Below are 23,315 nucleotides of genomic sequence, written 5' to 3'. Positions count from 1 at the left end.
AATAAAACTTTACTTAATTCTATTTTTCATTACATTTCGTCAAAAAAAACTAAAAAAAAGCTGTTTTTTTCTATAAAAAAAGGTATCTTCAACAGACAGGGATGTAGTGTTTTTAAACACTAAAATAAAACGAATAAGGCAAGTTGTGCCATAGTTAGAAAAAGAGACTTATGTTAGAGATCGCTTTAGGCTCAGCATTGATGTATTACTTTACAACGCAAGCCTTTGAAATTGAGAAAAAGCCAGAGGGGACTGTTCATTACACAGAAACTCTCGATTCCCGTAATCCTTCTTTTACTCGTAATCATCGCGAAGCCGTGGTGATTAAGCCTGCTGTTGAAGATCAATTCAGGGGAATTGTACGTCAAGCTTATGACTATAGTTGTGGATCTGCGGCCTTAACCACGCTATTAAATGGATATGGTGGTTTGCGCTTGACTGAACAACAGACAATGACTGGTTTGCTTCAATATGGTGAGTATCAACGTATTATCGAGCGCCGTAGTTTCTCCTTGTTAGATATGAAACGTTTCGTTTCAGCATTGGGGCTAACAAGTGGTGGTTACCGTGGCGAGTTTTCTGATCTAACTGCTTTGAAGCAACCTGCAATTGTTCCTATTACCTATGCGGGTTTTAAACATTTTGTAGTATATAAAGCATATAAAGATGGAAGAGTTTATGTCGCTGATCCTGCTTTAGGCAACATCAGTTTTGATGAGATTCGATTTAAAGAAATCTGGGATAACAATACATTATTTATTGTTGATATACCTCAACAGTACCAAAAGAATTTATTGGCACTTCAAGATTCTGATATGCGTCATGTGGAAGATGCAACAGTAAATCGATATGCCCTTGCTGATATTCAATATCCAACGCAACAGTTTGAGAAACTTGCAGATAAGAGCTCAACAATGCGTCGAGTATTGGATACGAACTCTACCTCAGACACTTATAACCAACCAATTACGACGTATATGCGCTTATATTACAAGCGGAAATAGTTAATAAAAATCAGTAAAATTAATGTAATAGGATGCAAAGTAAAATGAATCATACATGGATGAAGATGACTGTGTTGGCGTTGAGTTTAAGCGCAATCACATCAACACTTTACGCAGCAGAGGAACAGCAACCTGTAGTTGAATCTACAGCACCTCAAACAGATGAAGCAGCAGCTACAAGCAATGAGACCACCAGCCCGCCTGTGGAGGAGACGACGAGTCCCGTTGCACCAGCGGTAGAAACCAGTCAGGCTGATCAAGCAGCGAGTGCATTACAGAAAAAAGAAACAGATGCAACTCAAGAAACCAACCTGCAAGAAGTTTTTACTTCGAATGAACGTCAGTACTCGCTAATCAAAAAAGGTGTTTTTTCATCCTACTATGACATTGACTACACCTATTATCGTGATACTCGTGTCGATGCCTCTATGGAGGATGGTAGCTTAAGAAATCTAAGATTTGAAGAAGATGCCAATCACACTTTAACCAATACATTTACAGTGCAATATGGTTTATTAGACAATGTTACCTTGTCTGCGTCATTACCTCTGGTTGCAAAAAAAGAATTATTGAAAGATACGACTGCTGCTGGTTTGGGGGATATTAACTTTGGAGCACGTTGGGAACCATTCCCACTAAAACAAGGACGTCTTCCTTTAGTTTTATTTGGTAGTTTATCGACTAAAACGGGCGACAGCCCTTATGACATCGGAATAGACGAACTTTCAACAGGTAAGGGGTATTACTCTGTTGGTGTTGGCGCAAGTACCCGTAAATATATTGATCCAGTTGTACTATTTAGTTCTGTATCTGCTAACTATGGTTTTAAAGAGTCAGGTCTAGATCAGGTCAGAGGGCAAAGAATATTAGAAAGTTTTGATCCTGGTGTGAGTGGTGGCTTTGCTTTTGGTTTTGCCTATTCATTTAACTATGACGTGTCACTGACCATGTCATATCAACAAAGCTTTAATACAGGCGCAAAATTTTATTTTAAAGAAGGCGAAAGCTACGAGTCAGCTGACCAGAGTAGTGCCATGCTATCTTTTGCTTTAGGGGTGCGCGTATCTCCTGAAACGATTGTAAATGGTACGGTTGGTATTGGCTTAACTGAAGATGCACCAGATGTGTCACTTGGTCTATCTTTCCCACTTGACATTATAGGTTTTGGCAAAAAAATTCGTTAAGGAGATGTAATGGTGAAACACCTTAGATTATGTCCTTTAACGATAGCCGTATTTTTTGCTGGTTTATCTACTGTTGCCAATGCACAGTTAGGACAAGACTTATCTGTAGACTTAAGGTCACTTGCTTTAGGGAATGCTGTAACCGCAGATCCTCCAGGCATTAGTGCTGTGCATTTTAACCCTGCAGCACTTGCGAAATTAGAGGGTTTACAAACTGATGTACAAGGGATTTTGGCAAATTTTGCCATTAAACGTGATTATTCGGCACCTGCTGGCTACAACGTTTTTGGTTACTCAGATGACCCATTGGTTTGTAATGATGGCCCTGAAATTGATTCCAATATCTGTACAGATTTTAAAGGTACAGTGCATGGGGATGTGGAATATGCCAGTATTTACGTTCCGATTCTCAAGAAAATTGTTGATTTGGGGCCTAACTCACCATTAGTCGCACCAACTGCTGGTATTTCATATAAGCCACCTGGTTCAAAAGTGACTTATGCAACTGCAGTTTATGCACCTTTAGTTGCTGGTTTTGGTGCGGAAGATGGTAATCCAAGTAACTATATGGGGCAACAGGTTGCTTTAGAGCGTATTACTTATTTATCGCCGTCTTTTGGTTATCAGGTGAATGATCATTTATCACTCGGTGCTTCATTCGGCATGTCCTATCAGGCAATTGCCTTGAAAACAGATTTACGTTTCCCGAATGAAATGATCGGTGTATTACGTATGGTGGATGATGTTGTTTGTCGGCCATTTAAAGACAACGGCGATATCATTACTGATTTATTGTTATTCGGTATTTGTAATGCCAAAGAAGGAATGAACCCGTTTAATAAAATGGGTGCCATGGATGTTTCTTTGGAGCAGTCCTTAAGTCCAAGCTATAACTTGGGCTTACTTTGGGAGCCAACTGATGACTTTAGCTTTGGTATGGTGTATCAAAGTGAAGCCAAAATGCGCTTAAAAGGCAAATATTTAATTAATAATGCGGTAGCTCCACAGCAACTTGTTGCTGGATTAAACTCCTCTGCAACAGGGCAGATTCTTGCTGCGATTCTGGGATTACCTGGCTATGTGCCAGATGTAGAATCAGGTTTGGTTGCGATGGATTTCAAATATCCTCAGCACTTTAAAGCAGGGATTAAATATAAAATATTCCCAGATTTGCAAATGAATTTTGACGTAGGCTGGACCGACTTCTCGGCTTGGGACAAATTTAGATTTGAGTTTGACCGACAAATTTCATTACTTAAAGTTGCCAAGCTGCTTTCCAATGATGTGACAGACCGTTCCTTAGCTTTACCATTACGTTTCCAGTCCTCTTGGCGTTGGGGCATAGGTTTTGAATATTCTGCGACAGATCGTTTGAAATTACGGATGGGGTATGAACCTCGTACAAGTTCTATTCCAGATGACAAACGAAATACCATGGTACCGATTAACAATGCACAACTATTTGGTCTAGGTATTGGTTATCGTTTTGATCAGGATACAGATTTGGATTTGTCCTTAGGTTTCTTGCGTAGCCGTGATGATATTCCAGCTAACACCAGTAGTTTATCGAACCAGACTGGGGTGGGTAATATCTTATTAAACCCTTATGCAGGCCTAAATGTAAAAACAAATACCAAAGTCACCTTACTTGGCATTAACTACAGAACAAAATGGTAATGTATAAAATGATTAAACAGCCTCTGCTCGTGACCTTGTTCGTTGTTTTGTCAAGCGGGGGAGCTGTGTATGCAGAAGAGGGTTTCTATACAATCATTGGCCCAGATGGTCGGCCAATGATTATTCCTCAGAAAAAACAATCTCAGCCTGTAAAAACGATACCAGTTCAGCAAAAGCAAGAAAAGGTCACACAGGTTGAGAAAGTAGAAACAGTTGTGTTGGAGAAAAAGCAGCAAGATAAAGAGGCTGTTTCTTCAAAGCCAGCTGCTGCAATGGTAATGCCTAAAGAGCCTTCAATACAAAAACAAAATACCGATGCAAGTGTTTCCCATTCTCCTGTCATCGCACCTGCATCAGCTAAACAAGTGAAAAAAATAGTTGAGGTTAAAAAAGAGCAACCACAGCCACCTGTGGCAGAAACAGCACGACCAACAGTGATGTCATCACAAAAATCTCACCCCCTTCATATTGAGCCTACTATTTCGGCTAAACCATCTTTAACATCAGAAAAGCCGAATAAGAAAGAAGTCGTGGTACCAAGTCAACAATCTAGTGATGCTGTGAATGTTGAGAACTCTACATCAGCGCCGCTTTCTAAAATTGATGGCGTAGAATACGTAAATAATGAATATTTAGAAGACCTAGAATTTAATCTCGACGGCAAAAAACGTTTTTATACAATGCCTGATGGAACTGGACGTATGGAAACAATTGAGCGTAAAAAAGGTGTAAACCAGTCGATGCTCAATAGATTATTGAACCGAAAACCTAAGCCTGAAGAACCGATCGTTTTATCGAGTACTTATATACGTTTATCTGCTGAAGACTTGGCAGCAACTTTTGAAAATGATCGTTGTTTCTTAAAGGATTATAAGAAATCAATTAAGACTTTAACGCCTAAAAAAGAAGTTGGTATCTGGCCGAGAAAGCCCTTAAAAGAAAAGTTTGAGTATGAAGTGGTCAAGCTAGACCACTCCGTAGAATATATGCAAATTGCTTCTTACGCCTCAAGTAATGAAAAGCCTGTTTATTATTGGCCGTTGGTCGTCTTTCTAGATGAAAAAGGCTGTGCGCAGGAGGCTGTAAGTGGTTTTAAAAATAACTTGGTGAATACAACACTGCTGCAACATTCAGCGATTCAAGGCGTGATTAAAATTCCACCAAAAGCTGAATATATGATGATGACTCCACTCGCTTCTGCAATTGATGTGCCTGAAAGCGAATTATCAAATCAAGGCCAGATAAGGATCTCTGCTTTAAAGTAAGCATTAACAGGATTGAAATGTATGAATAAGAAAATATTATTACCTTTTGCAGTATCTACGCTTGCACTGATGTTACATGGTTGTGGTGGTGAAAGTGCCAAGATTAATGAAGATCCAACCAAAGGTGTTGAAGGTATAACGTCAAATACGAGCTGTAGTGTGACAGCAGATAATTGTTTGCGATTTGCAGTGGACTATCCTGTTACCGGGCTTAATTTTGATTGCAGTTCCGATAATATCAACCATTTCGCGACAAAACTGGAAGGTAATGTTGTTACAGGTGCTTGTAAGTTAGGTGACAGGATTAATTTTTATATTCAGGGGCAAGGCGCTCGTAAAATTAATTTAGGCACTATCAATTTAGATGATATTTCTAAAACAAAATTAGCAATACCACCAAGAATACGTCTTATCGATTTAGCTATTGCAATGACTGGCCAAACTCCAACTGCATTAGATATGAGTGATAATACAACTCGAGTAGCGGTTGCTTTGATTAAGATTCTGCAGAGTCTTGGTGTTGAAAACGGTGATAATGTCATCGGGGATATTCAACCGATAGAATTGAGTAAAGAAAAAAAAGATCAATTGAGCAGTATTAGTAAGGATATTGGTACACAAGAGTTTATTAGTGGGGAATATGTTGAGGTCCTAAAACCTTGGCTAAATGTTGAAAAGGTTTCTGATGAGCAAGCTTTAGTCTTGTTAACTGATTTATTAAATTTATCAAATACAGGAGTATGGCAGGCGGATGTACCGTTTGCTAAAGTTGGTGATAATGACTCTACTTCGGCTGCGATTGCGGATGGTTTCTTTGGATGTAACCGAGAAATTTATGCTGATTGTACTAAAGCAAGTGATAATTTACTCCATTCTATGGGAAGTTTCTTACTCATTTCTGATCGTCAGGGCTATATTTTGGGGTATGGCCAACAATGGCGCGGACCTGCCTCTGTCGTAGATAAGATTGTTATTCCTTATGTTTTAACAACCAAAGTTAAACCACAAAAAATGCAGGTAAATGCGCAAAACTTGTGGTTCAATCAAATTGATAAGTTCATTAATCCAGATCAGCCTTTGCGTTTTAGTCTAAATAATGAAAAGTCTGAAGATTTATTGTTGACGCAAGGGAAATTGATTAATGGAACCGCGATAGCAGGAACAGAACGTATATATAAACAATTAAGTAAACTGAAGGACAGTGATACTGTTGACCCTAAGCTATTAGGAGCATGGCAACATACAATTGCAGGACAGACTTATAAGGGACGATTTGATATTTTTCGAGTAAATCCTTCAACTTATTTGTCAAAAGATATTTTTAGAACTGAAAAAAATGTTCAGTCAAAACAATCATATATTTTCCCTTTATATGCAACTTTAAATTTCAAATTCCAAAACAATGATTTTCCTGCTGTAGATATTGGTATCGTCATTGATGAAAAGGGTGATATTCGTACCGATATAAAAGCAGATGCAACAGCGACCGATAAGTCTGGAGTTTGTGGCACGGTTAAGTCTGTGAATACTGATGGAACATTTACTGATAGTAATGATCAGATTCAATATCGTATTGGTACAACTGCAGCAACTGAATTTAGTAATGTAGATAAGTCACTTGTGGTGCGGATGATTTTATCAAATCCAAAGTTTGGTAATGTAGATGGTGCTATATTTGGTTTGAATTTAACTGCTGGAACAGGCGCAAAAATTAATATACATAACTTGTTGGCTGGACAAGCCAATGGGATTAATTTGACTAATTTCACTAATGACACCCTAAGTTGGTCAAATACTTATGCAGGTCACCAACTTATTTATAATGAGAGATATGATAATTTAAAAGATGATACCGAAAGAAATAAATATATTAAACCGACTGATGAGGAGCGTGCTTTAGCGAAACGTTATTCGGGTACCGTAAATATTAGAATTGCAGATCAAAAAATTCCAGCGTGTAATGCAATCAAGATAAAATCTTGATTGGCAGCAAAATAAAAAAGACCGCATTTATGCGGTCTTTTTTATTTATCCTGTATGGTCCAGACGTGTACCGAGCGTTTCTAAATGTGTTGGAAAATGTCCACTTTTACGGTCAGCAAAATAATGTCGTAGAGTTTGCTCTACACTTGGGAAAGCAAGTTCTTTCCATGGAATTTCATATTCTTCAAATAAGCGACATTCGATACTTTCTTCACCCGCACCGAACTGTCCTTGTTTTAATAAGGCCTTAAAGAGTACGTAGATCTGTCCGATACGCGGGATATTGTACATGCAATAGAGTTGTTCGATTTCAACTTCGGCTTCAGCTTCTTCTCTGGTTTCGCGTGCTGCACCTTGTTCCATGGTTTCAAATAATTCCATGTACCCCGCAGGTAAAGTCCAGAGACCATAACGTGGTTCAATGGCTCGACGGCACAGTAAAACTTTATCGTCCCATAGTGCTAATGCACCGCAAATGACTTTGGGATTTTCATAATGGATGTTGCCACAATGTGTGCAGACCAATCGTGATTTATGATCACCAAGTGGAATTTTTGCTTCAGTTTGATGTCCACACGCAACGCAAAAGCTCATAGTTATCATCAGCCGTAGAGATAACTCAGCATAACCGAATTTTTATGACTTCGCATCATGATCTATGATTGCAGCTAAAAATTCGGCTATGATGCTGATTAAGGAAAATGAGAACAAGAGATAATTGAGATGGAAGAACCATCGTTAATCGCGCTTTTACAACAACGGTTACGTTTTTCCAAACGAATCCAGCAGGCGGATGCTGCTGTATTAATTGCGATTACACAAGAAAGTCAGCCTAAAGTTTTGCTCACGCGCCGTTCGATGCAGTTGTCTCAACATGCAGGGGAGGTTTCCTTTCCTGGTGGAAAACGTGATCCGAGCGATACCAGTAATATTGTAGTGGCCTTGCGTGAAGCGCAAGAGGAAACGGCACTGAACCCCTTTGATGTCAAACTGTTGGGCGATCTGCCGATTCAGCGGGCACGCAGTGGTTTGTCTGTTAAGCCGATCGTGGGGCTAATTCCTGCTCAAGTGGATCTGGTGGCGCAACCGACCGAGATTGATCGGATTTTCTTTGTCCCATTACAAGAACTCATCGATGCACCTCCTTTGCCTTATGAAGTTCGTTTGGCTCGTCAATCGTTATATTTCCCGAGTATGCAAGTGGATAGTGAAGTGGTGTGGGGGTTGACTGCGCGGATGTTGGTGTCTTTATTTCAATATGGATTAGGCTATCAAAAAAGCTGGCCTTTTCTCGTGAATCCTCCGCACTTTGGGATTGCAAAGTTCTAATTTTTTTAAGAGTTTTTTATCATGATGTATACCTATCAGGGATTGAGTCCGAAAGCTTTACATGAACCTTGGGATGGCTGGGTTGCGCCAACAGCGACAGTCATTGGTCAAGCAGAGCTTGGTCGGCAAGTGAGTATCTGGTTTGGTGCAGTGGTTCGTGCTGACAATTGTGTGATACGGATTGGGGATTTCTCGAATATTCAGGAAAATGCCGTGTTGCATACTGATGCTGGTATTGAATTGACTATTGGCGAATATGTGACGGTTGGACATAAGGTCATGTTACATGGTTGTACTATTGGTGATAATTCGCTGATTGGCATGAATGCGGTTATTTTGAATAACGCCGTGATTGGTAAGAATTGTATTATTGGTGCTAATGCGCTGATTCCAGAAGGAAAGGTTATTCCAGATAATTCTGTAGTGATGGGGTCTCCCGGAAAAGTAGTGAAAACACTGGATGAACAAGGGGCTGCACGTTTGCGTTTAAGTGCCTTGCATTATGCAGAGCATTATAAAAACTTCTTAAATCTGGAACCCTTTACTTTTTAACGCCTATTTAAAAATGAAGTCTTGATATTGCCAAGTTTATGCTTGGCTTTTTATTAAGATAAAAAAGCCAAGAACTCGCCTATCGCGTTTGAGTGGAGTATGATACTCGACGTTTTTTATCTCTTTTGGGCTAAGGTTTTTGCATGAAGTTGCTGGCATTGGAAACTGCAAATGAGCAGTGTTCTGTTTCATTAATTGATGATACTCAAGAACTCTATTTTCAGTTGGATGATCGGCCGAAAGCACAAACGCAAACAATTTTGCCTTTAACCGAGCAAGCCTTATTACAAACCCAAACTCAACTTGCTGATTTGGCAGCAATTGCGTTTAGTCGCGGCCCCGGTTCATTTAGTGGGGTGCGTATTAATGCTGCCGTTGCACAGGCTTTGGCTTGGTCACAGGATTTACCCGTGATTCCAGTTTCTAGTTTGCAAGCGTTGGCGCAAGCTGCTTATCGTGTTACGGGTTTAACGCAAGTTACAGCTGTACTCGACGCACGCATGCAGGAAGTTTATATCGCCAACTTTAGTCTGGATGAGCAGGGTATGATGCAGGCGATGGATGAAGAAAAATTATTAAATTACGAACAAGCTTCTGCATATTGCAAATTTACGCCGATTGGTTCGGGTTCAGAATTAATTAAGCCAACTGGAATAGACTCCGCTGAGGTTTCCATTCAAAACACGACACTGGTACAGATTAAGGCAACAGCACAAGATATTGCTGTGATTGCCAGAAGCTATGCGGAACAGCAAAAATGGGTCGATGCTGAACATGCGCTGCCTGTATATTTACGTGATGATGCGTGGAAAAAAATTCCAGAACAAGGTAAGGCGAATTAAGGTTAATTATGGATCTTTTATTGCTATTTAAAGCAGCAATTATGGGCTTGGTTGAGGGGATTACCGAGTTCCTGCCCATTTCAAGTACAGGACATCTCATTTTATCAGGACAACTTCTTGATTTCTGGACGATTGAAAAAAGAGATATGTTTGCTGTTGCCGTGCAGATTGGGGCAATTGCCGCGGTTATTTATGAATATTGGGGTAAATTGTGGGGAGCACTGATTGGCGCGCTCACTGGACAAGAGCAGGGTCGCCGTCTGAGTCTGAACCTGATCATCGCGTCTATTCCCATCGTAATTATTGGCCTGACTTTTGGTGATGTGGTCAAAGCCTATTTATTTAATGCGATTACCGTTGCGATTGCCTTGATTGTCGGTGGTTTTATTATTCTATGGGCAGAACGTCGACCACATCAGATCGTCACCAAAGAAGTGGATGATCTGAGTTTTAAACAGGCGACGCTCATTGGTTTGATTCAGTGTTTGGCCTTGATTCCAGGGACTTCACGTTCAGGTTCAACCATTATTGGTTCATTATTTTTAGGTGTATCTCGTAAAGCCGCAGCTGAATTCTCATTCTTCTTGGGAATCCCTGTACTGATGGGCGCTGGCTTACTGGATATGTACAAGATGCGTCATGAATTGCACAGCAATGACATGATGGTCTTAGCCGTCGGTATTATTGTTGCTTTCATTTCTGCCTTGGTTGTCATCCGTGCCTTGATTCGCTATGTGTCTAAGCATGACTTCACGGCATTTGCGTATTATCGAATTGTATTTGGTTTATTTATCTTAGCGACGTGGTGGACAGGTTGGGTGCATTGGTAATGCAGATGGAGTGTTGGTATCAAGCGGAATATGAACAGGCATTTCAGCAATTGAAAAGCCGTTTAGCTGAATTGAATGTTCAGTTGAATGGTCAAGTGGTTGAAAAAATTAATGCCCGTTTTTTACGTTTGAATCCTGAAATGGCTTTGCTCATCGATAGCGATGGGCTGAGCCTTGCTGCCAACGGGATGAAAATGCAACCTGACTGGCGTGCCGAGATTCCCCGTTTAAAAAGAGCCAGCTTAAAATCAGAGATGATTGCTAGAGCATGCCAGCTGGGTGAAAAACCGAGCTTGATTGATGCAACTGCTGGTTTAGGTCATGACAGTTTACTGATGGCTTATTTGGGAGCCGATGTACGATTGGTTGAGCGCCATCCGATTCTGTTTGTGTTACTGGAACACACCAAAGCACAGGCCGAGCAAGATCCATTTTTACAGTCATTTATGTCACGTATTGAACTGATCTATGCGGATTCGAATAGCTATTTACAGCAACTAGTCCAGCAGGGTGAGCAGGTCGATGTTGTGTATCTTGATCCCATGTTTCCACAACGCGATCAGAACCAGCAAGCCATAAAGAAACAGGCTCAGGTCAAGAAGCAAATGCAGTTATTACATATGTTGTTGCCTGAAGATGGGGAAATGGATCTTGGGGATCAACTCTTGCATTTGGCCAACCAGATCGCGAAACGGGTGATTGTGAAACGACCGAGACATGCGGTTTATCTGGCGGATCAAACCCCTGATCACCAATGGTTAGGTGATGCTTGTCGTTTTGATGCATATTTTCCAAAAGGTTAACTTTAAATCAGATTCAAATGATTGTTTGGCTTGCGTCAATGCTCGGTAAAGATTTGTGATATAGTGCAAAAGCATGATTGCTAAAAAATTCTTGTCGAGCTTACACTACAGTCACGCATTGCGTCTTTTAGGAAAAGTACTGCACATTCAATCATTAGAATGGCATATTTTCAGTTTAGGCTTGAAAAGAGAAACTCCCGAAGAATTTTATGATAGACCTCAAACCGTCCATTAATCTCTGGCATGATTTTAAAAGTAACCAAATTGCTGGAATGTGGTTGTTCCTCGGGTCTCGCCGTTCCTTACAGGTTGTTCATCCTTCTATTACCCAGCTGATTCTCTGGGGTATCCTCGGTGGCTGTACCAACTCGCTTTATAGCTGGTTGGTGGCGGGTCAAATGGGGGAGTTCAATGCTCAAGGTTTGATTGGCTACGCACTTTGGCCTTTTATTGCTCTTATTGTCGGTATTTTTCTTTCGCAACGGATGAACCAGCCGCGTTTGATGCTGGTGCCTGCATTACTGTGGTTGGTACTTGATACTAATATTCTGCTTTTACAATGCATTATCCAATATCTGGGCTCAAATGGTTATCTGAACTTTATTCCTGACAGTATCTATAACGGTTTCCTGCCGCCACTGTTTGTTGGTCTATTTGTCTGGCAAAGTCTGGCTGTAATTTGGGTCTTTTCTCGTGCTCTGAACTGGCCTTGGTGGGAGCGGGCGCTGGTTTTTGTGGCAACGATTGCGACCATGGTGGTGTGGCAGCTTTCAGTAAAGGATCAGCCGATCTGGAAAGTGGAACAGACTCCGCCAAGTTTTGCCGAAGATGCCTTCTATGCGCAAAGCCATTTGCTCGATAAAGCACTGGATCAGATTCAATATGGTGATATTGCACAAAGCCACTGGTATTTTATGGGTGTGGCTGGTGATAGTTATGTGGATGTATTCAAATCAGAAATTGAACGTATAAGAGAACAGTTTGATACGCGTTTTGGAACCTTTGGGCGTTCAATTATGCTGATTAATAATCCAGCTACGCGTTTAGAAGTACCAATCGCATCGAAAACCAGTATGGAGTTGGCTTTACGCCGTATTGGTCAGCAAATGAATCGTGATAGCGATGTGTTGTTTCTATACATGACATCGCATGGTGAGCGTAATCATTTTGAAATTGAAAATGCACCGCTGAATCTGGATCAGGTCGATCCAAAATGGTTAAGAGAAACATTGGATAAATCTGGAATTCGCTGGCGTGTTATTGTGATTTCAGCGTGTTACTCAGGTAGTTTTATTCCCGCTTTACAATCACCAGATACTTTAATTATTACGGCTTCTGCGGCAGACAAAACTTCTTTTGGCTGTAATAACGAAGCAGACTATACTTATTTTGGTCGGGCGTTTTTTGATCTGGCGATGCGCGAACAGTATTCTATGAAAAAAGCGTTTGAGCAGGCCAAGCAGACTGTGACCAAGTGGGAAGTGGCACAAGGTGTTGAACCATCTGAACCGCAATGGTCGATCGGTCGTAATATGGAATTGATGCTGCCACAGCTTGAACCGTATCTGTTCCCGACACAAAATATTGCATCTACAGACATTATAAAAACACAGGATGATGAACATGCAGCTACTGCAAAAAAACCGTTGTTTTGAGGGTGAGCAACGTATTTATCAACTTGAGTCTCAACATCTTAAAGGCAGCACCAAAGTGGGTGTCTATTTGCCACCTGCGGCATTGGAAGGTAAGGCGTGTTCAGCCTTGTTTTATCTTGCTGGTTTAACCTGTACCGAAGAAACCTTTGCGATTAAAGCCCATGCACAACGGATGGCAGCTCGACTCAGCCTGATTTTAATTACACCTGATACTTCTCCGCGTGGAGAAGGCGTTGCACAAGGCGATCATTGGGATATTGGACAGGGAGCTGGCTTTTATATTAATGCGACCCAGCAACCTTGGGCTGAGCATTATCAAATGGAGTCTTATCTGGTTGATGAACTCTATGCGCATGTTTTACAAGCGTTCCCTGTGGCTGAAAACCAGATCGGAATTTTTGGACACTCAATGGGTGGACATGGCGCATTGACCTTAGCTTTTAAATATCCTGACCAATTCAAATCGGTTTCGGCTTTTGCGCCGATTTGTGCGCCAAGTATTTGCCCGTGGGGTGAAAAGGCATTTAGCCAATATCTTGGCACTGATCAGCAGCAATGGGCTGCACATGATGCGACCGCGCTGGTACAGCAGAAAGGTGGATTATTTGAAGAAATCCTCATTGATCAAGGACTGGATGACCAGTTTTTTGCTCAGCTGAATCCTGAAAAATTTAAACAAGCCTGTCTGGAGGCTGAGCAACCGCTCACTTTGCGTCTACACAAAGGCTATGATCATGGCTATTACTTTATTCAAAGTTTTATCGATGATCATCTACAGTTTCATGCCATTCAGCTTGAAAAAGTAGTGGGATAAAAAAGAAGCTCATTTGAGCTTCTTTTTAATTGTGCTGCCATTCAGCCACAAATTCCTGCTGTGCCATACGGTTTAAATGATTGATCACCACTTGTTCGAGATGTGCGACATCATCTTGCTGGTTTTCAATCAGTACCGCCAAATGCTGTTCATGCGGTGTGAGGGTGACGGTTGCAGTAGGCATAAAGATTTTTGTCTCTGTTTCCGTTTCTGCAACTTCAAACTTATGCTTCCAGTGATTGAGCAAACGTTTACTAATACGTTTTCCTTCAGTCGTCGTGATATTTGTGCTGCTATTCATGTTGCTTTTCTTCCTCTAATTTCATTGACTAACATAGCAAAGCGCAGGCGAGATAAAAATAGTCCAGATGCAACGCGTTGTTGCAAGTTTGCAATGCTTGAATAATGACTTTGTAACAGCCCTAAGTGTGCTGAATTTGTTATAATCGTTTCATCATTTTTCTCAGAGTTTGCCAGGTCATCCATGTCCAAGCCTTATTTGATTGCTCCTTCGATTTTATCTGCTGATTTTGCGCGTTTAGGTGAAGAGGTAGAAAAAGTTCTAGCTGCAGGTGCAGACGTTGTACATTTTGATGTGATGGATAACCACTATGTACCAAACCTTACTTTTGGTGCAGGGGTATGTAAGGCACTGAAAAATTACGGTATCAAAGCACCTATCGATGTGCATCTGATGGTTTCACCTGTGGATCGTATGATTGGTGATTTTATTGAAGCGGGTGCAGAAATTATTACCTTCCACCCAGAAGCAACGGATCACATTGACCGTTCTTTGCAATTGATCAAGGCGGGTGGTGCAAAAGCAGGCTTAGTATTTAACCCAGCAACACCATTGCATTATCTTGATTATGTGCTGGATAAAGTCGACCAGATTTTATTGATGAGCGTAAACCCAGGCTTTGGCGGCCAGAAACTCATCCCAATGACTTTGGATAAATTACGTCAGGCGCGTCAAATTATTGATGCCAGCGGTCGTGATATCCGTTTAGAAGTTGATGGTGGTGTTGGCCCAGCAAATATTCGTGAGATTGCAGAAGCGGGTGCGGATATGTTCGTGGCTGGATCGGCAATTTTTGGTCAACCAGACTATAAAGCGGTGATTGATCAAATGCGTGCAGAGCTGGCTCAAGTTGGTGCAACAGAAGTTTAGTGTTTTCATCCTATTTTTCACATAAGCTTGTGGATAACTTTGTTTATAACTGGGTGGATAACCATGTTGATAAGCAGGTGGATAAGATGTTGTTAAAATAAACAAAATGATTTCAGTTGTTTATATTCACAGCAAAAAAACGAAAAAAGGACAATTTTTTGTCCTTTTTTTATGCGCTAACTTATTTATTTTGCACTATTTTTGCGCAGAGGGCTTAGAGGTTTAAATCGGCCAAGAAAACAGCGAAATCATGCTGTTGCTGAATATAATGATAAGAATTTAAACAGTGAGATCATTGTGCATAAAGCAGAAAGAAATTATGCTAGGCATATTCAATCACCTGAATTGATGGAAACAAGGAACCTTTAGTGCAATTTCGCAAGCAATACAGACATTTGTGGTTTGTATTCCTGATGATCTTTTTCATCGGGGGAAGCAGTGCGGCCGTTGCAGCAGTTCAAGAGGTTCATTCTCATCATTCATCTACTGTTTCAACTTTATCGTGTCATGATCAGCAAATGATGCAACATCATCCTGCGCCAAGCTCACATGCAGATCGCATGAGTCTCGGTCAATGTCATGATGGACAGATGCAGGATCATCTGCATTGTCAGGATTGTAATAGTACCTCGCATTGTCAAAGCATCAATTTCGCTTTAGACCAAAATACGCCAAGCCTTTCAGTTTCACCATTTTTAGAGCTGAGTACGTATATCAATACGGACTACCAAGCTCGGCATCTTGCTGGCTATTGGCAAGAGATTTTACGCCCTCCTAGAACCTGATCTGTCTTTGCAGGCTCTTTCTCTTTTTGAAAAGGGAAGTGAGCATTTTTAAAGTTAACAGATTAGGAAATCATCATGTCCTCAAAAATATATGCTGGTGTTGTCGCTAGCCTAAGCTTATTGTTCGCACCTTATAGTGTGGCAGCAATTAAAGAATATCATCTCAATATTAATCAGGGCACTGTCAATGTGACAGGTAAACCCGTACAACGTATTACCGTGAATGGGAAATTTATTGCGCCGCTGCTTGAATTTGAGGAGGGGGATGAAGCTGTCATTCATGTTCATAACCAGCTCAAAGATCAAGATACTTCTTTACACTGGCATGGTCTGCTTTTACCCGGACTCATGGATGGTGTACCTGGATTTAACGGTTTCAAAGGTATTAAGCCGAATGGCAGTTTTGAGTACCGTTTTAAGGTTCGCCAAAATGGCACTTACTGGTATCACGCGCACAGCAAGGGGCAGGAACAGGATGGTTTATATGGCCCTTTGGTGATTTATCCAAAAGGCAAGCAGCCTGTCGCAGCTCATGAAAAAGCTGAACGTGATTATGTGGTGATGTTGTCTGATTTCCATGAAACTGAAAGTGACAAGATCATGGCAAATCTGAAGAAATCAGCCGAGTATTATCAGAACCAGCGTGAAACAGTTGGCGATGTCTGGAAACAGTTCAAGCAACAAGGCTTGAAAGCAACTTGGCAAGATCGCTCGATGTGGAACCAGATGCGCATGCTGAAAACGGATTTGTCCGATGTCACGGGTTATACCTTTTTGGTGAATGGGCAGACGCCACAACAAAACTGGACAGGTGCTTTCAAGACGGGTGAAAAGATACGTTTGCGTTTTATCAATGCATCGGCGATGTCTTTTTTTGATGTACGTATTCCTAACCTGAAAATGACCGTGGTCAGTGCCGATGGACAGCCAGTAAAGCCTATTCCTGTAGATGAGTTCCGTATTGGTACGGCAGAAACTTATGATGTGTTGGTCGAACCGAAACAGGCACATTATCAAATTGAAGCAGAGTCGATTGATCGCTCTGGTTTTGCTATTGCCTCATTACAGAATGAAATGGTGACCACTCCGACGAGGGTTCAGATTCCCAAAGCACGTCCACGTGCCTTATTAACCATGGAAGACATGGGCATGGATCATGGTTCGCATGGTCAAATAAAAATGGACGAAATGGACCATAGTCAGCACCAGATGCCAGAGGAACAGCAGAAGACTACAACGAACTCGCAATCAGCCATGGATCACAGTGCGCATACGCAAATGAACATGAGCAAGATGGATCATGGACAACATCTGACTGCTCAGGACAAACAGGCCGATGTCTCTAAACAACATGCAGGCATGGATCATGCTTCACATGAAAATATGGACATGTCGCAAATGGATCATAGTGCCCATGCACAGATGAATATGAAAACGATGGATCATCGCCAACATCAAATGAAGGACTCTTCTGAAAAAGAAGGCACCACTACTGTACAAGGCTGGGCTAATGCTGCAACCCCAGCAGGGCAGAAAGCCTTAACGTATGCTGATCTGCAATCATTGCAACCCCAGCCAGAAAAATATAGCCGTCCAGCAGAACGTGAAGTGGTGATTCGTCTGGGCGGAACCATGGAACGTTATATCTGGACCATTGATGGCAAGAAGTTTAGTGATCCTGACTTTAAGCCTTTAACGGTGCGTTATGGTGAGCGTATCCGCCTGAAATTTGTCAATGACAGTATGATGGCGCATCCGATGCATTTACATGGCATGTTTATGCAACTGGAAAATGGACAGGCACCGCAAGATATGCCAAATAAGCATACGGTGATTGTACCGCCTGGCAAGACGGTAACAGCTTTGTTGACCGCGGATGAATTAGGAGAATGGGCAATCCATTGTCACCTGTTATACCACATGAGCGCAGGCATGATGAGTAAGCTGATCGTTGCCAATGTCGACGATTCAAAAACTCCAGTTCAAGCCCCTGTTAAATCATCTCAAGGAGCGAGCCATGCACATCACTAAGCAAGTTTCTAAAATGAAACGATATACACAATTATTGGCAATCGGTGGCATGGTTTCTTCGTTGAGTGGAGTAGCTTATGCGCATGAAGGGCATGACGCCATGATGCAAATGGAGATGCCTGCACAACAGAATATGCCGGTGGCTGCTGCATCTCCAATGGATCATTCACAACATCAACGTCAGATAACAGTTCAGCAACCGCCTGAAACAGAACATGGGCAGCACGATCATACCCGTGAACATGGTGGGCAAATCTATCAATCGACTCAGTTGGATAGCACATGGATGCTGGATGAAGATGGCAAGGGTACGCTTAAGTCTAAATTAAAAACCTGGGTTGGCAGTGATGAAAATAAATTGTTTATCAATGCCGATTATGCCAAGGCTGAGTCTGAAAAATCGGAGCAACGTATTGCGGCCCTGTATAGCCGTAATATTTCAGATTTCTGGGATGTCCAAGCTGGTGTAAATTACCGTTATAACGCCGAGCAGCAAGTCGATAAGGAACAGTTTGAAGCTGTCGTGGGTTTACATGGCATGGCTCAATACTTCTTTGAAACCGATGCACATCTGTATGCGGGACAGGATCAGCAATGGCGCTTTGTGCTGGAAACAGAACGTGATTTCTTGCTCACACAAAAGTTGATTATGCAGCCTTATCTGGAAATGCAATGGGTATTGCGAGATGAATCCAAGTATGCAGTCAAAACAGGGCTTGCCGATGCGGAAGTGGGGATTAAAACCCGATATGAAATTGTGAAGAATCGTGTGATGCCTTTTATTGATGTGGCTTATGGCTATAACAAGGGGCGCAAGGCGACTGACTGGCAAGAAGCCACTGATTCTGAAACAGGTTGGATCTATGGTGCAGGGCTTACGCTAAAGTTTTGATATTTTGTTTAAAATGTCATTTTTTCAAGATACTGTTGGTTTATACTAACAGTATCTTTTTTGAGTCATTCATGGTGCATAAATGGCTTTAGAACAACAAGACAATCCAATAAGAGATAAAAATACTCACGCTACTCCGTCGGGCGAAAAGCCGCAGCGCGTCTCTACTTCTCAGCTTGAACTGATTCCACTTGATGGCAGCATGTACGTCAGTTTTTATCATATTCCTGATATGAGGAGTGATATAGAACAACAACGAGTAAGGCAAGCCCTCATTCCTTTTTCAGAACTGCTCATTGAACACTGTATTGATGTCGATGCCCGTCATTTGGCGCTTTATCATCAAGATTCAATTGAGGTTGTCACAGTGGCTTTGCAGCGCTTAAATCTGGGTGCTGAGCTACAACAAACCATGCCGCATTATGAACCTTTGGAACTTGCAACAGCCAAGAAAAAGACGCATGCAGGTCAATTTAACTCTTCACATGAAACTGCTTTGAACCAGCTGCAACAGTTTTTATCCAAGCTTATTGAACGTTTCGAACAATGGCTAAAAGCCTTACGAAAGAAATAGGATGAGTCACTGATCATGGCTCAAAATTTCATGTGAGTTGATACATAACACAGCACATCATGGTTTATTTTACAGTACACTGCTGGGCTTAGGAGGACGACCTCCCTCGAAAGAATCACGTTGGGACGACCCAACCCTTGATAAAGTTGAGCGTAATAAAATGGCGTGGGCAATTTTAGTTTTGGCAGGTATTTTTGAAGTGATTTGGGCATACTCGATGAAGTTGTCTGAAGGATTCACCAAGTTAACGCCAAGTATCATAACGATTGTTTTCATGGTGTTAAGTGTGGTGTTGCTGTCGATGTCAATGCGTACACTACCGCTGGGAACGGCATATACCATCTGGACTGGGATTGGTGCGATTGGTTCTTTTATTGTCGGGATCATGGTGTTAAATGAACCGATGACTGCGATGCGGATGATTGCAGCGGTTTTGATCGTATCAGGTTTGATGTTGATGAAGCTCTCATCAAATTAATGGTTTAAGGAGAACATGATGCAACTGGTTTATATGTATATGGATTCGCCTGTTGGCGCATTAAAGCTGGTTGCACATGATCAGGCATTGGTTGCGGTGATGTGGGATAACGAAGATCATAAACGGGTTCGTTTGGCCGAGTTGGTTGAAGATCGCCAGCATCCAATGTTGCATAAAGTGAAACAACAATTAGAAGAGTATTTTGCAGGGCAACGTCAGCAATTTGATTTGCCTCTGGACTTTCAGGGAACGGCTTTTCAGCAACAGGTCTGGCAAGCATTATTGAATATTCCTTATGGGGAAACGCGAAGTTATAAGGAGATTGCCGTTCAGTTGGGGAATGAAAAAGCAGTGCGTGCGGTGGGTGCTGCCAATGGCAAGAATCCGATTTCGATTATTGCGCCGTGTCATCGGGTGATTGGTTCGAGTGGGGCGTTGGTGGGTTTTGCGGGTGGTCTGGATAAGAAGCAGATTTTACTCAGTTTAGAGCAAAGCCAAATTCCATAATCTGTATTGTTAATACTCGATTTTCATTTCTTTTTGGAATAAGCTACCAAAGCAGATATGAATCAACATATTTTATGACTTGAACTGTAAATAAATTACTGGCGAGGCGGTATCTTGTCTAGTGTAATTCAATTATAGGAATAACCTTCGGTTCGAGTTACTTTGGTTTCGCCCAAAGTAACCAAAGGCATTGTCATCTACAAAACCTGTTCACTTGTGGTATTTGTTTTTATCTATCGCAGAAACGAGATATTACAGATACTACGCAGGTTGTAGATGACCTTTCCGAGTCTCATATGTAGGGTTTGGATTCATTTTCTTTTTCATAACAAATTGAATGGAAGTTTAAAAATGGCTGTTGGTGACGTAACTATGCCACTTATGCATGTGGTGCAAGGTGTAAAAATTGGCTCAACTGAGGCGTATGTACGTTATCCAAATCGACGAGATTTAGTCATTTTTGAATTTGCTGAAGGATCAAAGGTTGCTGGGGTATTTACCCAAAGCGCTTTTGCGGCTGCGCCGGTTCAATTGAGTAAAAAGCATTTAGCAGAGAATACGCCACGTTACCTGATCATCAACACGGGCAATGCCAATGCAGCAACAGGTACAGTCGGTTATAAAAATGCAGAAACCACATGTGCCAAGTTAGCTGAATTAACTGGTGTGCAAACCAACCAGATTTTGCCATTTTCCACAGGTGTAATTGGGGAACAATTGCCGATTGAACGTTTGGTTCAAGGCATTCAGCCTGCATTAAATGAGTTAAATGCAGATCGTTGGGCTGAAGCGGCATCTGGCATCATGACCACAGACACCACACCGAAAGGTGCATCTGAGCAGTTCGAACTGGATGGCGTGACTTATACTATGACAGGTATCAGTAAAGGTGCGGGCATGATTCGTCCGAATATGGCGACTATGCTGAGTTTTGTTGCAACCGATGCGCCGATTAGCCAAGAACTGGTACAGCGTTTATTGCAAACCACGGTTGAGCATTCCTTTAACCGCATCACCATTGATGGTGATACATCGACCAATGACTCTTGTATCTTTGTGGCAACAGGTTTGGCAGGTGGCGCAGAAATCCAGCGTCAGGATGATGCGCGTTATCAACACGTTCTTGCCGTGCTTGCACGTATCATGGATCGTCTGGCGCAATTAATCGTACGTGATGGTGAAGGTGCAACCAAATTCATCACGGTTCAGGTTGAGGGTGGAGCAAATACGCAAGAGTGTTGTGATGTGGCGTATAGCGTTGCAGAGTCACCACTCATTAAAACTGCATTATTTGCTTCAGATCCAAACTGGGGACGTATTGTGATGGCCATTGGTAAGGCGGGCGTGCCAAATCTGGACAGTAGCAAGGTTCAAGTCTGGTTGGGCGATGTGCAAATCTGTCTGGATGGTGGTGCAAACCCAGACTATACCGAAGAAGCGGGCGCTGCGGTGATGGCTGAAAAAGAAATTACCATTCGTATTGATCTTGGTCGTGGTACGGCAAAAGACACGGTTTATACCTGTGACTTTTCTTATGACTATGTAAAAATTAATGCCGATTATCGCTCATAAATTTGCGTTATAATGAAGCCTCCACAGTGGGGCTTTTTTTATAAGCTGGTTTGTGGACAGTGTGATTCTCAACAAATAATCACCCAGACACCCACGTTATAGGTTTGCAGTAATGCAAGCACGCAGGATAGAGAAGACGTTTTATGAATGATGCGAATTTAATTGCGAACGAAGCCAAAAATATTGTGCAGGCGCATTTAGATCGTTTGGGTGAGCCAAAGGACAATAGCCTTAGCCCAGAAGTGAAACAAGAAAAGTTCGCTCAAATCGCAGCAGAACTTAAAAAACGCAATGCTGTGCTTGTGGCCCACTATTACTGTGATCCAGAAGTGCAAGAGCTTGCTGAACTGACAGGTGGTTGTGTTTCTGACTCATTGGAAATGGCGCGTTTTGGTCGTGATCATCCTGCGACAACATTAGTGGTGGCTGGTGTGAAGTTTATGGGGGAAACCTCAAAAATCTTATCACCTGAGAAAACAGTATTAATGCCGACTTTGGAAGCAACGTGCTCACTTGACTTGGGCTGTCCAGTGGATGAGTTCGCTGCATTCTGTGATCAACATCCTGATCATACTGTAGTGGTTTATGCCAACACTTCAGCAGCAGTGAAAGCACGTGCGGATTGGGTGGTGACTTCAAGCTGTGCAGTTGAGATCATTGAACATCTCGATAGTTTAGGTGAAAAAATTATTTGGGCGCCTGATCAGCATCTAGGTCGCTATATCCAGAAGAAAACTGGCGCTGACATGTTGCTATGGGATGGTGCATGTATCGTACATGAAGAGTTCCGTGCCCGTGGCATTACGCAAATGAAAGCGCTTTATCCAGATGCAGCGGTTTTGGTACATCCTGAGTCACCTGAATCGGTGGTGGATATTGCAGATGCAGTGGGAAGTACTTCGCAATTGATCAAAGCAGCCCAGACTCTACCGCATAAGCAAATGATCGTGGCAACCGACCGTGGTATTTTCTATAAAATGCAACAAGCAGTGCCAGATAAAGAATTATTTGAAGCGCCAACCGCAGGTGAGGGGGCAACTTGTCGTTCATGTGCGCATTGTCCTTGGATGGCAATGAATGAACTTGATGGAATTCTGCATGTATTACAGCATGCTGATCAAGAAATACACGTTGATCCAGCTTTGGCGGAACGCGCTAAATTGCCTTTAGATCGAATGTTGAACTTTAGTGCTTCATTAAAGCGTTAAAAAGCATCAAGATGCTTGTTAAATATACATTTGGTAAGGATTTTTAATATTTTTGAAAAATAGGTGTTGACGTTCCAGAGCGTCGCGCCTAGAATGCACACCGTACCGCACGATGTGCGATACACTAAAAGCTGAGAAATCGGAGCATAGCACAGCCTG

At 41.9% G+C, this 23,315-nt stretch carries 24 protein-coding genes; 21 read left to right on the top strand and 3 right to left on the bottom strand.

The features are described 5' to 3' along the window. The first annotated feature begins 170 nt into the window (after positions 1 to 170). The 5 genes from A9Z07_RS10810 to A9Z07_RS10790 are packed head-to-tail and all read left to right on the top strand — an operon-like array spanning position 171 to position 7,113. Positions 171 to 1,004, top strand: coding sequence for a C39 family peptidase (locus A9Z07_RS10810; RefSeq protein ID WP_069578620.1), 834 nt, complete (start codon positions 171 to 173; stop codon positions 1,002 to 1,004). Positions 1,005 to 1,048: 44 nt separating this feature from the next. Next, positions 1,049 to 2,188 (top strand): hypothetical protein, encoded by a 1,140-nt coding sequence (locus A9Z07_RS10805; RefSeq protein ID WP_069578616.1) that lies wholly within the window; start codon positions 1,049 to 1,051, stop codon positions 2,186 to 2,188. A 12-nt stretch (positions 2,189 to 2,200) separates the two neighbouring features. Next, positions 2,201 to 3,865 carry an OmpP1/FadL family transporter gene (locus A9Z07_RS10800; protein WP_171258966.1) on the top strand — a complete coding sequence of 555 codons (1,665 nt, stop codon included), beginning with the start codon at positions 2,201 to 2,203 and terminating at the stop codon, positions 3,863 to 3,865. After that, positions 3,865 to 5,130, top strand: a complete 1,266-nt coding sequence (gene filE / locus A9Z07_RS10795) for a putative pilus assembly protein FilE (RefSeq protein ID WP_069578609.1) — start codon at positions 3,865 to 3,867, stop codon at positions 5,128 to 5,130. The genes A9Z07_RS10800 and filE overlap by 1 nt, the downstream gene beginning before the upstream one ends. A 21-nt stretch (positions 5,131 to 5,151) precedes the next feature. Then, positions 5,152 to 7,113 (top strand): hypothetical protein, encoded by a 1,962-nt coding sequence (locus tag A9Z07_RS10790; protein ID WP_069578607.1) that lies wholly within the window; start codon positions 5,152 to 5,154, stop codon positions 7,111 to 7,113. A gap of 45 nt (positions 7,114 to 7,158) precedes the next feature. On the opposite strand, the gene A9Z07_RS10785 is transcribed toward A9Z07_RS10790, so the two are convergent. After that, positions 7,159 to 7,707, bottom strand: coding sequence for an NUDIX hydrolase (locus A9Z07_RS10785; RefSeq protein WP_069578606.1), 549 nt, complete (start codon positions 7,705 to 7,707; stop codon positions 7,159 to 7,161). A gap of 129 nt (positions 7,708 to 7,836) precedes the next feature. Here A9Z07_RS10785 and A9Z07_RS10780 point away from each other — a divergent pair, with 129 nt between their 5' ends. From A9Z07_RS10780 to fghA, 7 genes are all read left to right on the top strand, one after another. Continuing rightward, positions 7,837 to 8,442: a CoA pyrophosphatase gene (locus A9Z07_RS10780; protein WP_005256117.1), complete on the top strand. Its 606-nt coding sequence runs from the start codon at positions 7,837 to 7,839 to the stop codon at positions 8,440 to 8,442. Between the two features lie 24 nt (positions 8,443 to 8,466). Further along, the gene (locus tag A9Z07_RS10775) at positions 8,467 to 8,994 is read left to right on the top strand and encodes a gamma carbonic anhydrase family protein (protein WP_171258965.1); all 528 of its coding nucleotides are present in this window, start codon (positions 8,467 to 8,469) and stop codon (positions 8,992 to 8,994) included. A gap of 143 nt (positions 8,995 to 9,137) precedes the next feature. Continuing rightward, positions 9,138 to 9,836, top strand: coding sequence for a tRNA (adenosine(37)-N6)-threonylcarbamoyltransferase complex dimerization subunit type 1 TsaB (gene tsaB / locus A9Z07_RS10770; protein WP_069578599.1), 699 nt, complete (start codon positions 9,138 to 9,140; stop codon positions 9,834 to 9,836). Between the two features lie 8 nt (positions 9,837 to 9,844). After that, positions 9,845 to 10,666, top strand: a complete 822-nt coding sequence (locus tag A9Z07_RS10765; RefSeq protein ID WP_005256121.1) for an undecaprenyl-diphosphate phosphatase — start codon at positions 9,845 to 9,847, stop codon at positions 10,664 to 10,666. Further along, the gene (locus tag A9Z07_RS10760) at positions 10,666 to 11,469 is read left to right on the top strand and encodes a class I SAM-dependent methyltransferase (protein ID WP_069578595.1); all 804 of its coding nucleotides are present in this window, start codon (positions 10,666 to 10,668) and stop codon (positions 11,467 to 11,469) included. Before A9Z07_RS10765 ends, A9Z07_RS10760 begins: the two co-directional genes overlap by 1 nt. Positions 11,470 to 11,678: 209 nt before the next feature. Further along, positions 11,679 to 13,124 carry a C13 family peptidase gene (locus A9Z07_RS10755; RefSeq protein ID WP_069578591.1) on the top strand — a complete coding sequence of 482 codons (1,446 nt, stop codon included), beginning with the start codon at positions 11,679 to 11,681 and terminating at the stop codon, positions 13,122 to 13,124. Further along, positions 13,093 to 13,938 (top strand): S-formylglutathione hydrolase, encoded by an 846-nt coding sequence (gene fghA, locus A9Z07_RS10750; RefSeq protein ID WP_069578588.1) that lies wholly within the window; start codon positions 13,093 to 13,095, stop codon positions 13,936 to 13,938. The genes A9Z07_RS10755 and fghA overlap by 32 nt, the downstream gene beginning before the upstream one ends. 25 nt (positions 13,939 to 13,963) lie before the next feature. On the opposite strand, the gene A9Z07_RS10745 is transcribed toward fghA, so the two are convergent. Together A9Z07_RS10745 and A9Z07_RS10740 are read right to left on the bottom strand one after the other, a co-directional pair. Continuing rightward, on the bottom strand, positions 13,964 to 14,239 hold the full coding sequence (locus A9Z07_RS10745) for a DUF2218 domain-containing protein (protein WP_004774958.1): 276 nt from the start codon (positions 14,237 to 14,239) through the stop codon (positions 13,964 to 13,966). Continuing rightward, complete coding sequence (locus tag A9Z07_RS10740; protein ID WP_032863842.1) at positions 14,236 to 14,424, bottom strand: hypothetical protein; 189 nt, start codon at positions 14,422 to 14,424, stop codon at positions 14,236 to 14,238. Before A9Z07_RS10740 ends, A9Z07_RS10745 begins: the two co-directional genes overlap by 4 nt. Here A9Z07_RS10740 and rpe point away from each other — a divergent pair. From rpe to nadA, 9 genes are all read left to right on the top strand, one after another. Next, positions 14,423 to 15,109, top strand: a complete 687-nt coding sequence (gene rpe, locus A9Z07_RS10735) for a ribulose-phosphate 3-epimerase (protein ID WP_069578584.1) — start codon at positions 14,423 to 14,425, stop codon at positions 15,107 to 15,109. The genes A9Z07_RS10740 and rpe overlap by 2 nt on opposite strands. 368 nt (positions 15,110 to 15,477) lie before the next feature. Continuing rightward, the gene (locus tag A9Z07_RS10730; RefSeq protein ID WP_069578581.1) at positions 15,478 to 15,894 is read left to right on the top strand and encodes a hypothetical protein; all 417 of its coding nucleotides are present in this window, start codon (positions 15,478 to 15,480) and stop codon (positions 15,892 to 15,894) included. 75 nt (positions 15,895 to 15,969) lie between these two features. Beyond that, the gene (locus A9Z07_RS10725; RefSeq protein ID WP_069578576.1) at positions 15,970 to 17,925 is read left to right on the top strand and encodes a multicopper oxidase domain-containing protein; all 1,956 of its coding nucleotides are present in this window, start codon (positions 15,970 to 15,972) and stop codon (positions 17,923 to 17,925) included. After that, positions 17,912 to 18,817, top strand: coding sequence for a copper resistance protein B (locus A9Z07_RS10720; RefSeq protein WP_069578571.1), 906 nt, complete (start codon positions 17,912 to 17,914; stop codon positions 18,815 to 18,817). The genes A9Z07_RS10725 and A9Z07_RS10720 overlap by 14 nt, the downstream gene beginning before the upstream one ends. Before the next feature lie 82 nt (positions 18,818 to 18,899). After that, positions 18,900 to 19,391, top strand: a complete 492-nt coding sequence (locus A9Z07_RS10715; protein WP_069578565.1) for a cobalt transporter — start codon at positions 18,900 to 18,902, stop codon at positions 19,389 to 19,391. A 160-nt stretch (positions 19,392 to 19,551) separates the two neighbouring features. Continuing rightward, on the top strand, positions 19,552 to 19,869 hold the full coding sequence (locus A9Z07_RS10710; RefSeq protein ID WP_004774947.1) for a DMT family transporter: 318 nt from the start codon (positions 19,552 to 19,554) through the stop codon (positions 19,867 to 19,869). An 18-nt stretch (positions 19,870 to 19,887) separates the two neighbouring features. Then, positions 19,888 to 20,376, top strand: a complete 489-nt coding sequence (locus A9Z07_RS10705) for a methylated-DNA--[protein]-cysteine S-methyltransferase (RefSeq protein WP_032874892.1) — start codon at positions 19,888 to 19,890, stop codon at positions 20,374 to 20,376. A 351-nt stretch (positions 20,377 to 20,727) separates the two neighbouring features. Further along, the gene (argJ, locus tag A9Z07_RS10700; protein ID WP_069578560.1) at positions 20,728 to 21,948 is read left to right on the top strand and encodes a bifunctional glutamate N-acetyltransferase/amino-acid acetyltransferase ArgJ; all 1,221 of its coding nucleotides are present in this window, start codon (positions 20,728 to 20,730) and stop codon (positions 21,946 to 21,948) included. Between the two features lie 143 nt (positions 21,949 to 22,091). Further along, on the top strand, positions 22,092 to 23,156 hold the full coding sequence (gene nadA, locus A9Z07_RS10695; RefSeq protein WP_004774940.1) for a quinolinate synthase NadA: 1,065 nt from the start codon (positions 22,092 to 22,094) through the stop codon (positions 23,154 to 23,156). The last annotated feature ends 159 nt before the right edge of the window (positions 23,157 to 23,315 follow it).

It is taken from the genome of Acinetobacter sp. YK3 (assembly GCF_001729365.1).
GTDB lineage: Bacteria > Pseudomonadota > Gammaproteobacteria > Pseudomonadales > Moraxellaceae > Acinetobacter > Acinetobacter vivianii.
Note: the sequence above shows the minus strand (reverse complement) of the source record. Positions and strands in the feature narration are given on the sequence as shown.